Source organism: Hydrotalea sp., assembly GCA_030054115.1.
Classification (GTDB): domain Bacteria; phylum Pseudomonadota; class Alphaproteobacteria; order JASGCL01; family JASGCL01; genus JASGCL01.
In genome coordinates, this window is record JASGCL010000015.1 from 23,963 (window position 1) to 35,745 (window position 11,783).

Annotated in this window: 12 protein-coding genes; 3 read left to right on the forward strand and 9 right to left on the reverse strand. The window is 49.8% G+C overall.

Annotation, left to right across the window (positions count from 1 at the left end; translation table 11 throughout):
* A partial coding sequence (locus tag QM529_04325; GenBank protein ID MDI9313884.1) for a hypothetical protein occupies positions 1-542 on the reverse strand: 542 nt, incomplete at its 3' end.
* 84 nt (positions 543-626) lie between these two features.
* Entirely contained in the window at positions 627-2,279 is a 1,653-nt protein-coding gene (gene rlmB, locus QM529_04330) for a 23S rRNA (guanosine(2251)-2'-O)-methyltransferase RlmB (GenBank protein MDI9313885.1), read from the reverse strand.
* 70 nt (positions 2,280-2,349) lie between these two features.
* Here rlmB and metA point away from each other — a divergent pair, with 70 nt between their 5' ends.
* Both metA and QM529_04340 read left to right on the forward strand, forming a co-directional pair.
* Entirely contained in the window at positions 2,350-3,285 is a 936-nt protein-coding gene (gene metA / locus QM529_04335; protein MDI9313886.1) for a homoserine O-succinyltransferase, read from the forward strand.
* Between the two features lie 2 nt (positions 3,286-3,287).
* Positions 3,288-3,668 (forward strand): hypothetical protein, encoded by a 381-nt coding sequence (locus QM529_04340; protein ID MDI9313887.1) that lies wholly within the window; start codon positions 3,288-3,290, stop codon positions 3,666-3,668.
* 24 nt (positions 3,669-3,692) lie between these two features.
* On the opposite strand, the gene QM529_04345 is transcribed toward QM529_04340, so the two are convergent.
* From QM529_04345 to QM529_04360, 4 genes are all read right to left on the reverse strand, one after another.
* On the reverse strand, positions 3,693-4,796 hold the full coding sequence (locus QM529_04345) for an ATP-binding cassette domain-containing protein (protein ID MDI9313888.1): 1,104 nt from the start codon (positions 4,794-4,796) through the stop codon (positions 3,693-3,695).
* Between the two features lie 53 nt (positions 4,797-4,849).
* The gene (locus QM529_04350) at positions 4,850-5,713 is read right to left on the reverse strand and encodes an ABC transporter permease subunit (protein MDI9313889.1); all 864 of its coding nucleotides are present in this window, start codon (positions 5,711-5,713) and stop codon (positions 4,850-4,852) included.
* Positions 5,714-6,120: 407 nt separating this feature from the next.
* The gene (locus QM529_04355) at positions 6,121-7,053 is read right to left on the reverse strand and encodes a glycine betaine ABC transporter substrate-binding protein (GenBank protein MDI9313890.1); all 933 of its coding nucleotides are present in this window, start codon (positions 7,051-7,053) and stop codon (positions 6,121-6,123) included.
* Positions 7,054-7,306: 253 nt separating this feature from the next.
* A complete protein-coding gene (locus QM529_04360) occupies positions 7,307-8,101 on the reverse strand; it encodes a glycine betaine ABC transporter substrate-binding protein (GenBank protein MDI9313891.1) in 795 nt (264 codons plus the stop codon).
* 7 nt (positions 8,102-8,108) lie between these two features.
* On the opposite strand from QM529_04360, the gene QM529_04365 reads away from it, so the two are divergent.
* On the forward strand, positions 8,109-8,282 hold the full coding sequence (locus QM529_04365; GenBank protein MDI9313892.1) for a hypothetical protein: 174 nt from the start codon (positions 8,109-8,111) through the stop codon (positions 8,280-8,282).
* A 157-nt stretch (positions 8,283-8,439) separates the two neighbouring features.
* Here QM529_04365 and QM529_04370 read toward each other — a convergent pair whose 3' ends face one another.
* From QM529_04370 to aspS, 3 genes are read right to left on the reverse strand one after another with little or no spacing between them, the layout of a single operon-like run.
* Positions 8,440-9,531, reverse strand: a complete 1,092-nt coding sequence (locus QM529_04370; protein ID MDI9313893.1) for a polyprenyl synthetase family protein — start codon at positions 9,529-9,531, stop codon at positions 8,440-8,442.
* Between the two features lie 7 nt (positions 9,532-9,538).
* On the reverse strand, positions 9,539-9,823 hold the full coding sequence (xseB, locus tag QM529_04375) for an exodeoxyribonuclease VII small subunit (protein MDI9313894.1): 285 nt from the start codon (positions 9,821-9,823) through the stop codon (positions 9,539-9,541).
* The gene (aspS, locus tag QM529_04380) at positions 9,813-11,654 is read right to left on the reverse strand and encodes an aspartate--tRNA ligase (protein ID MDI9313895.1); all 1,842 of its coding nucleotides are present in this window, start codon (positions 11,652-11,654) and stop codon (positions 9,813-9,815) included. Before aspS ends, xseB begins: the two co-directional genes overlap by 11 nt.
* Between the last annotated feature and the right edge of the window lie 129 nt (positions 11,655-11,783).

The following is an 11,783-nucleotide window of genomic DNA, read 5'->3' on the forward strand; positions in this document are numbered from 1 at the left end:
TTGGCCGCCACCATGTAACCGGAAAAAATATATTTTTTGATATCGGGCGTGTGGCCAAGCAATAAATTACCCAGGCTTAATAAGGCGAGGCCACGCGTCATCGACCAGGCGATGAGCGATTCCTGCGCCGGCTGGTGCCAGGTTTTATGCAATGTCGGGTAAAGAGCAAGGCTGTTGGCGAACAAAATCGTCACCAACCCCAGCGTCGGGTTGTCGGTGATAAGCCACAACAGAATCGACAACAACACAAAACCATAAATCACCAGCGTGTGGCCGATATGTTTGTCGCCGCGCCCATGTTTTAACGCCACCATCGCCACCACCAATTGCGCCACCGCCAAAATAAACGGATATAACAAAACATTGGCGTTCCATTGCCATTGGTTTTGATGCAATAATTGCAGGAAGGCTACGGTGCTCATCACCGTCAACAAAACCCACGTGGTGCGCGACAGGATGGTTTCTTTTTTATAAACGCTACGCAGGTAAAAAATATTGGCGATTATCAACACCGCCAACATCACAACATAAATCGCGGTCATGCCTTCCCCCCCCTCAACAATAGATGATTATGATTCCTTAGGTTACAGAATAACGATGGTCGCCCGCGCCAATGCCAGTATTTTTTACAAACCCTTGGTTATCGACCATTGATACAGCGCGACCGCCGTGGCGTTGCTGACATTTAAACTATCAACATTATTAACCGCGAATTCTTGTTTTTCTGACTTTTCGCCACCCGTTTCACTGCTGTCGGCACCCTCGGCCGTCGGGGCGTCGGTTGCGACATTATTTTCGACCATGTTATCATCCATCATCGCGCCGTCAATTTTAACCGAAAAATCGGTTTGCGAATTGACCAGGGGCGAAACGCCGCCGCCTTCCTGCCCCATGACAATCACCGATTTTTTATCAAAATTGGTTTTTTCCAATGGTTGCGTGCCATGTTGGTTGAGGCCGTAAACCCAAAAGCCATGTTTTTTGAAAAGCTTAATCGCCTCCGACAGGTTGCTGACCCGTATCAATGGTGTAACCTCGAGCGCGCCGCTGGCCGATTTGGCCATGACCGCCGATTCGGGCGCGGTGTGGCGTTCGGGCAATACCACGCCGTCGATGTTAAAATAACGCGCCGAGCGCAAAATCGCACCGATGTTATGCGGGTCTTGTAATTTATCCAAAATCAGGAAGCAACAGGGCGATTCTTTTTTATCGACCATGATGATGCTTTCCAAATGATGGCGCAAATCAACATGCGGCAAGGGCCTTGTTTCAAACACCACCCCTTGGTGCGGTGCGTCGTGCAACACATCGGCAAATTGGTGGTCGATGCCATGGCGATCCATCACATCAACCGCCAAGCCCATTTCGGCCAATAGTTTTTTTATCGTTTCATTTTTTTCTAATTTTTCTTTTGCCTCAACGGTCAGATGCAATTTAATTTTTTCGCGCGCCGGGTTCAGCAGGGCCGCCACCACGGCGTGAAAACCATAAAGGTAATAACCATCGTTCTTGGGCAGGCGTGACCGCTGGCCGCTACCACGGCGGTCGTCATATTGGTCGTCGCGCCTGTCGTTTGGCCTGTCCCTATCGAATGATTTCCTAAAACTCAGGCGACTATTGCCCCTATCGCCTCTATCGTCTGAAAAACCGCGTGAGGGGCCACGCGAAAAACCACGGCCTTCGCCTCGGTCGCCGCGACCCTCGCCCCTATCACCACGGTCTGAAAACCTTGGTGGCCGGCCACCATCTCTATTATCTCTATCAAAGCCACGGCCGCCATCCCGACCGCCACCGCCACCGAAACGACTGCCACCGCCGCCGAAACGACTGCCACCGCCGCCGAAACGACCGCCACCGCCGCCGAAACGACTGCCACCGCCGCCAAAGCGACTGCCGCCCTCGCGCCTTGGTGGCCGCGAATCCCCAGAATTCCTATCGTCAAAACGTCTTTCACCGCCGCCCTCACCGCCGCGTTGTTCACCATCGTCGCGGCGTGGGCGAAACCCGCCCCTATCGCCATCGGGCCGCGAACGAAAACCACCGCCATCGCCACCCCTTGAATCACCCCGTGAATCGCCTCTCGAGCCAAAACTTCTTTCACCATCACCGCGCGGTGCGCCATAGGATGGACGTGGCCGGTCGCCAAAACGCGATTCAGAACGACCCTCGGGGCGTCCCTCCGACCTATTACCAAAACGACGGGGACCGCTGTCAGAACGATTATTAAATCTTGCGCCGCTGTTACCGCGTGACGACTCTCTTGCCAATTTTCTACTCATGATTTATGGTCTATAACACATCAAAGGAAGCAAAGATAGGAAATAGCGACCTGCTAGCAAAATAAATAACATGCCGATTAAAATTCCCGACGACTTACCCGCCAGCACGCAACTTATCAACGAGGGCGTGGCCCTGATACTGGAAAAAAAAGCTATCCGCCAAGACATCCGGCCGATGCAGATAGCGCTCCTCAACCTGATGCCGACCAAGGAAGCGACCGAGGTGCAATTGGCGCGGTTATTGGGCGGCAGTCCGTTGCAAATCGAACTGACCTTGCTCACCACCGGTAGTTATACCGCAAAAAACGCGCCCGAGGGGCATTTGCAAAAATTTTACAGCACATTCGCCCAGGTTAAGGATAGAAAATTTGACGGGCTGATTATCACCGGTGCGCCGGTCGAGCGTATGGATTTTGCCGCGGTGGATTATTGGCAAGAACTAACCGACATCCTGGCCTGGACGCAAACCAATGTTCATTCGACCTTCACCATCTGTTGGGGGGCGCAGGCCGCGATATACCACCACCGCGGGGTTGGCAAACACGAATTGTCTGAGAAAGCATTCGGCCTTTATCGCCACCGCGTGTTGCAAAAAAACCACCCGCTGGTGCGCGGCTTTGACGATGAATTTGCCATTCCGGTGTCGCGTTACACCGCGGTCGACGCCATGCCCGATGACAAGGATTTATCGCTGTTGGTTGAATCGGTCGACGGCCAACCCTGCCTTATCAATGACCGGCAATATCGCACGACCTATATGTTTAATCACATCGAATATGATGTTGACACCCTGGGGTTGGAATATCGCCGCGACCAACAGGCCGGGTTGAACACCAACAAACCGAAAAATTATTTTCCGAACGATGACATTGCGCAAAACCCGAAAAGCCAATGGCGGTCGCATGCTTATTTATTATTTACCAATTGGATAAATTTGGTGTATCAATCAACCCCATTCGACATAAACAAAATTGGCAAACATTGGAAAAAAATAAAGGGTCGCTAGACATGCAAAAAAAAATATTATCAATCGGCAAATTTATCGGTGCGGTGGCGGTGGTGTTATCCTTAACCGCCTGCGCCAGCCGCGAAAATTTTGACAGCACCATGCTATCGTTGGTCGGCAAAAACCGCGCCGAGGTTTTTGCATTGCTCGGCGCGCCCAGCACCGATTACAATCTCAGCGGTTACAATTATTTGGTCTATCAACAGGCCGAGCTGGGCGTGGCCGGCGCACCGCCCATGATTACCGGTCAATCCAGCGGCGGCGCGTTCCACGAGGGGGCGGAGGGTCAAACCTATTATAAAAAATGGTGCCAAACAACCTTCATGTTGCAAAACGGCATTGTCAAATCTTACCAAGCAAAGGGCAATAATTGCCGGCGGTAATTTTTATCGGCGGGCTTTATCGCTTTACTTGGTCAAGGTGTGAAGCAAATCATCACCCGAAATGGTGCCGTAATTTTTATTTTTGTCCTTAACAATAAAAAATGATTTGTCCTTTTGCCACATGGCCAGCAATTCTTGATAGCTAGTGTTGGGGGCAACTTCCTTGCCGCCACCGCCATTGATGGTGGGGGAGAAACCAACCAAATCGCGCGCCTTCAACACCTTCATCGGGTTGACCTCGCTGACGAAATCCTTCACGTATTTGCTGTTGGGTTTTAACAAAATATCGCGCGGCGTGCCGACCTGGACCACTTCGCCATCCTTCATAATGACAATGCGGTCGGCGATGCGGGTTGCCTCATCCAAATCATGCGACACGAACACGATGGTTCGGCCCAATTTTTTGTTCAATTCCAACAATTCGCCCTGCAATTGGTAGCGAATAATCGGGTCAAGGGCGGAAAATGGTTCGTCCATCAACAATATCGGTGCCTCGGTTGCTAGGGCGCGCGCCAAGCCAACCCGTTGTTGCATGCCGCCCGACAGGCTCGACAACATGGCGTTTGCCCATTTGCCCAAACCGACGATGTCGAGCATGTCGCGTGCTTTTTGTAATCTTTTTTCTTTCTCAACCCCGGCCAATTCCAACCCAAAGGCCACATTGTTGGCGACGCTCCGCCATGCCAATAACCCATATTGTTGAAAAACCATCGCCACCGATTTTTGCCGGAAAGAACGCAATTCATCGGCGGTGCAACGGGCAAGGTCGAGGAAGCCCTCGTCATTGATACTGCGCCGCACCCGCACCGCGCCGGCGGTAATTTTATTCAAACCATTGATGGTGCGAAGCAGGGAGGTTTTTCCCGAACCCGACAACCCCATCAAAACAACCAATTCACCGCACGCAATATCAAGTGTAACATTGCTAACCGCTTGAATGGTTTCTTTTTTTGCCTGGCCAAACATATTGCGATTGCGGTCGGTGCGCGAATCGACAATGAATTTAACATCAACATGGTCGATTTCAATCATCGTGCCGGGTTTCATTTTTTTACCCGCCATGTTTTTGTGCGACGTGTTTTTGGCCGACGCGACATTCTTGCTTTTTTTCTTAATCGATTTTTTCATGACCTTGCCTTATTTTTAATTATAGGTTTTTTAAATAATTTTTTATAGATTTTTTATTGGCTGTTGCGATTTGAAAGATTGCGCAAAATGCGATCCATGATGATAGCAACGATAACTATCGCCAGGCCGCTTTCAACCCCCAGCCCGACATTGACCTGGTTAAGGGCGCGCACCACCGGCACCCCAAGGCCAGACGCCCCGACCAAGGCGGCGATAACCACCATCGACAACGATAACATGATGGTTTGATTCAGGGCCTGCAACAAAAATGGCAGGGCATAGGGATAATCAACCAGCCGCAACCTTTGCCATTTGGTCGCGCCAAAGGAATCGGCGGTTTCTTGCAACGACAATGGCACCGAGCTCAATGCGGTATAAACCAATCGCACCGGCGTCGGCACGACAAATATCACGGTGGCAAAAATCCCCGGCACCATGCCCAGGCCAAACAACACCAACGCGGGGATAAGATAAACGAAGGTTGGCACAACCTGCATCATGTCAAGAATTGGTTCGACAAATTTATAATAACGCGGGTTGCGCGCCAGGAATGTGCCAACCGGCAAGGCAATCAAGAGGCAAAGCCCGGCCGAGGCCACCACCAAGGACAGGGTTTCCATCGCCCCCTGCCAAAAACCCAAATTTAACAAAATAATAAAACCAAGCACCGTGCCGATGCTAAGGCCAATCCGCCGCGTCACCAAATAAGTGCCGGCGGCAAATATCGCCACCATGTAAAGCGGCGGCAAAAACAACATAACCTTGACAACATCTTCCAAAAAAGCAGTCAAGCCGTCAACCAACGCATTGTGGCGTTGAAACCTGTCCAAAACAGGCTCCAAAAATCGCCAGACATGGTCGCCCAATTCAAATTTATTGTTTGCTATCTTGTCGGATAGGCCAAAATCGATAGACATTGTTTCTCGCTCCTTTATATTATCAAATCTTTATAAAAAAGATTTTTGGTTCAACTTTTTGCCCCTTTTTTTGCCCCGCTATTATTCTTACGACAAATAACTCTACTTCTGTCTGACATGCCTTGTTTAGCACAACCCTAACGCAACTCATTTTGCTTCGCCCGCCTTATTTCTAATAACCCCGCTAAAACCCATGATTATTTATTAACTACTTATGGCGTAATTATCATTTATCATAAAGCGATTTTAGACAACTGGCTGAGATTGTCAAGTTTTTATTATAAGCGTAACCCGAAAAAAAAACCATAAAAACCAACAATCTAAAAAAATTGCCCCCGCGCCTTAGTAAAAAAAAGCGCGAGGGCAATTAATATTTTCAGCGAAAATATCTCTTTTAAAACTATGGATTACATACCGAGAGATTTTTTCACGGCCGCAACGGCGTCGCCACCATCTTTGGTGGTCACACCCTTCAACCAAGCATCCAACAGGGTTGGGTTGGCTTTCAGGTAATCAACCGTCACTTTTTCTGGTTTTTGCTTCTTCTCACCAACCAGCGACATCAATGAATTTTCCATTTCCATGGTAAATTTTAAATTGCTGGCCAATTTGGTGACGTTGGGGCATTTTTTGGCAAAATTTTTGTTAACCACGGTGCGAACAATGCCATAACCGCCGCCTTTACCAAAATATTTATCAAGCTCTGGGCCACCAACATACTCCATTTGGAATTTGCTGTTCATCCAGTGCGGTGTCCAACCCAAAAAGACGATATAGCCATCTTTTTTACGTTGCACCTGGGTCAACATGCCTTCCTCGGACGATTCAACCAAGGTAAAGCCCTCGAGCTTCGCATCGGCAATCGCATTCATCATGTTGGTGTTGCCAGATGAACCGGGGTTAATACCATAAACCTTGCCGCCCAATTTGTCTTTGAACTTGGCCAAGTCGGCAACGGTTCTCAAGCCTTCATCATAGGCTTTTTTGGTGGTCGCCATGGTGTAGCGTGTGCCCACCAAATTGGTGCCAACAATTTTTACCTTGCCCAAATAGGGTTTGGCTTTTTCGTCTTGGCTGGGTGTCCAGTTGCCAAGGAAAACATCAACATCGCCTTCGGCCACCGATTTCCAAGAAACCGACGTGCTAAGGGTAATGTCTTTGGTTTGATAGCCCAAGGCTTGCAACAAGTTGGTTGCAAAAGACGTGGTCACCAAAATGTCGGTCCAGCCAGGATTGGCAAAGCGCACCGTGGCGCAAGAGGCATCTTCGGCCGCCTTCCCCGTGGTGGCAAATGTCATGCCGACCGCAACCAGCGAACTGAGTAATAGTAGTTTTTTCATTTTTTTCCTTTCAAGAAAAATATTGCTAAAAAGCATTGATGCGCGACAAGTCATCATGAAAGGTTGTTTTTTATAACGCCCCCTCACACCAACGCCATTGTTGTCTTATTTTGTGCTTTTTTGCCGCACATGTCAATATGAGTTTTCTTAATTTTTTCAATGAAAAATAAGCATAAAAATACCCCCATGGCCTAAAAAAAACCATGGGGGTATTTTATATTTTCAGCGAAAATATCTCTTTTAAAAGTATGAATTACATACCGAGAGATTTTTTCACGGCCGCAACGGCGTCACCACCATTGGCGGTTGTCACCCCGGCGAGCCAAGCTGTCAGCACATCTGGGTGCGCTTTCAAATACTCGGTCGCGGCGGTTTTCGGGTCTTTCTTTTCTTTACCGATTTTAAACATCACTTCATTCTCCATCGGGAGGGTGAATTTGACATTCTTCAGGTATTTATAGAAATTGGGGCAGTCAGCTTTTAAGCCAGAACGCACCACGGTTTTGATGTTGGTCAAACCACCACCTTTACCAAACCATTCGTCACCACCATCAAGATATTTCATCTTGTAGAGGAAGCCCATCCAGTGTGGCGCCCAGCCCAAAAACACGACGTAGCCGTCTTTGTTTTTTTCGACTTGGGTCAACATGCCGGCTTCGGACGATTCAACAACGGTGAAGCCTTGAATATTGTGTTTTTTAAAGGCCGCACGGAAATGGTCATTCCCTTCGTTACCGGGTTCGATACCATAGACTTTGTTGTCCAATTGTTTTGCAAATTTGGGCAAGTCTTTGATATGTTTCAAACCGGCATTGTAAGCCGTTTCGGTGGTCGCGAAGGTGTATTTGGCACCTTCAACATTGTTGCGCACGACTTCAACTTTTTTGTCTTTGACAAATTGGTTATAGAGACCGTCAGCCGCGGGCGACCAATAATCCAAGAACACATCAAGGTCCGATGTCGAAAGTGCTTTCGCAATGACGGGCGAACCCAAGTTCTTGATGTCGGGTTTGTAACCAAGGGCATTGCCGACGGTTAAAAACGTCAAGGCATTGATGGCGGTGTTATCCGACCAACCAACGTCACCGACGCGCACTTTGCCGCAAGAGGCTTGGTCAGCCGCCTTCGCCGGTGTGCTGACACTTAATAAGGTCAAGCCAACCGCAACAGACGCGCCAAGCAGTAGTAGTTTTTTCATTTTTTTTCCCTTCAGAAATTGTAATGAATAATAAAAAGTAGAAGCCGTTCCCGCCATTATTTACAATAATGCCGAAAACCCCTCCACCGGTTTAGGTATTTATTGTCTACCTTTTGAAAAAATCTGTCAAGAGGTGAATTTTATACCCCGACAACAAAAATTATGGCTTATATTTTGTAATATTTATTTTATATTTTTATCACTGGCTGTATCATGGTTTTAAGCCACGTCAGCAACAAATCAACCGCCACGGCATTTTTAATCGGGTTGGCGGCAACAGAATCAACCGCCGCGCCATCGCCATGACCATCGCCATCACTCGTGGTTTTTAATTGGTTGATGCCGGATTCGACCTGCGCCAGCCAATCGTTGATTTCCCGCCGCGCCGCGCTTAACCCCTGCAGGGCGATGGTGGTGGATTTGCCCGCCGCCCTGTCCTTGCCGGTTTGTTTGCCCATCGCACCCGCGGTGGCGACCTCGTCCATCATGTCATCGACCGCTTGGTAAAGCAAACCAACCTGCCGCGCCACACCATGCCATAATGTCGCGGTATGATTATCGGGCGGCGTGATTAACAACGGCGCGGTCAGGCATAATTCAATCAACGCGCCGGTTTTTTGCGCCTTTAACCGCTTGGCATCATCGATGGTGGTTGCGCCAACAATATCGCGCCATTGGCCCGACACCATACCGCCAAAACCGGCGGCGCGCGCCAAATGCAACAACAGGGTATTTTTATCGGCGGGCGCGGTTGCGCCATCCATCGCCAACAATTCAAAAGCCAACCCCTGCAACAGGTCACCGACCAATATGGCGAAGGCCTCGTTATCCTTCGCCGACAGGTCGCCCAAAAACGCGCGATGCAGGGTCGGCTTGCCACGGCGCATGGCGTCGTTATCCATCGCCGGCAAATCATCATGCACCAACGAATAACCATGGATGAGTTCGATGCTAAGGGCCAAGTGATAAAATTTATTTAACGGTTGCCCCATGGCCGCCGCCGCCAAAAACAAAAACCACGGGCGCAATCGCTTGGCCGGGTTTTTGCCGCCATCGTTCAGCAGGGCGTAACGCGCGCCACTTAATAACGATGGTTTTTTACCATGCGACCAGGGTTGCTCTTTCGATTGTTGTTGTTCCAAAAAAGCAAAAAAATGATTCAGTGCCTGCTCAACCCATGTGGCCACAACCGCCTGCGACGCGGCGACATCACCCGCCAACAATTCATCAAGCGACAGGGTTGCGGCTATCGGCGGAAAATCAAACTCAACATCGGTCATTTATGTTTTATTCTTTATCGGCGGCGAAATCTTTTTTGCCAATGATGTTTTTATCGCTGTCGGGCGACAACACCAATTGTTCGATTTTTAATTTGGCATTTTGCAATTCGGCCACGCATTTTTTATGGAGCATCATGGCGCGTTCGTAATATTTTACCGATTCGGCCAAGGATACCTCGCCCTGCTCCATCGCCGAAATAATTTTTTCTAACTCGCTCAGGGCTTCCTCGAACGAAAAAGATTCCGCCACGCCCTTATCATTGCCCTTGTCATTGCCCTTATCACGCGTCATCTTCTTTTATCACCTCCAAATGCAATTCTTTCAATTGGCGGGGCGACGCCAGCGACGGCGCGCCCAGCATCAAATCTTGGCCATTTTGTTGCAGGGGAAAGGCAATCACCTCGCGGATATTGGGCTCGTCGGCTATCAGCATCACCATGCGGTCGATGCCCGGGGCCGCCCCGCCGTGCGGTGGCGCACCAAATTGCAGGGCGCGAATCATGCCGCCAAATTGCCCATCGACCATCGCCTTATCATAACCGGCAATGGCGAAGGCGCGATACATAATATCGGGGCGGTGGTTGCGAATCGCCCCCGACGACAATTCAACGCCGTTGCACACAATGTCATATTGGCTGGCCTTGATTTGCAAAATCCTTTCCTTGTCGGTTTGTTGTAACGCCTCAAGCCCGCCCTGCGGCATTGAAAATGGGTTGTGGGAAAAATCAATTTTTTGCAATTCGTCGTTCCATTCATAAAGTGGAAAATCGATAACCCAGCAAAAGGCAAAAACATCCTGGTCTATCAATGCCATTTCCTGCGCCAATTTGGTGCGCGCCAGGCCGGCGAACATGGCCGATTTGCGTTTGTCGCCGGCGACAAAAAACACCGAACTGCCGGCCGGCATGTTGCCCGCCGCGTAACAACGGGCGGTCAGGTTTTTTATCACCTCGGGTTTTAAATTTTTGGCGATGGGGCCGGTGGCTTCCTCGCCCTTAAAAATAATATAGCCCAGGCCGGCCTCGCCCTCTTTCCTTGCCCAATCGTTCAGGCCGTCAAAAAACGACCGCGGTTTGTCGGCGGTGCCCGCGACCACAATGGCGCGCACCATGCCGCCCTTTTTCACCACTTCATCAAAAATTTTGAAACCGCTGTCGCCAAATATATCGCTTACATTAACCACCAATAATGGGTTGCGCAGGTCGGGCTTATCACTGCCGTATTTTTCCATCGCCTCGTCATAGGTTATTTTTGGGAAGGGCATATTTTTTTCCGGCAAGATGCGCATGGTGCGTTTTTTCTGTGCCTGCCACCACGGTTTGCCAACATCGTGGAACAGGCCGGCAATCACCGGTTCGACCGCCGCAAATACGTCATCTTGCGTGACGAAGCTCATCTCCATATCCAATTGGTAAAATTCGCCCGGGCTTCTGTCGGCGCGGGCGTCTTCATCGCGAAAACATGGCGCGATTTGAAAATACCGGTCGAAGCCAGCAATCATCAGCAATTGTTTAAATTGTTGCGGTGCCTGGGGCAGGGCGTAAAATTTCCCGGGGTGCAGGCGCGATGGCACCAAAAAATCCCTTGCCCCCTCGGGCGACGAGGCGGTTAAAATCGGCGTTTGAAATTCATGGAAGCCCTGGCCGCGCATCGCGGTGCGCAGGTAATCAATCACCTGGCCGCGAAGCATGATATTATTATGCAGTTTTTCGGTGCGCAGGTCTAAAAACCGGTAGGTCGCACGAACCTCCTCGGGGTAGCCGGCATCTTGGTTGATGGGAAAGGGCAGGCTGTTGCTGGTCGACAGCACCACCACATCGGCGACCACAATTTCCACCTCGCCAGTCGGCAAGTTTTTATTGATGGTCTCGGTCGCCCGCGCCACCACTTGCCCAGTGATTTGCACCACCGATTCCAATGGTATTTTTTCCAAGGTTGTAAAATGCGGTTTGCCCTGTTCGATAACAAGTTGCGTGATACCATAATGGTCGCGCAAATCGACGAACAGCAAATTGCCATGGTCGCGTTTGTTATGCACCCAACCGGCCAAAACGACCGATTTCCCCTTATCCGCCAAATGCAATTGGCCGAGGTGATGACTGCGATAAGAATTGGCTTTCATGAAATGGCTGGCTCTTTAATTGTAATTATGAATCGAACAACCCTCTTTACCCCCTAACCACCAATAAATCAACTGATGACGGGTGGAGACGGCGGCGCAGGTTAGAAAAATTTTCGAGAATGACGGACA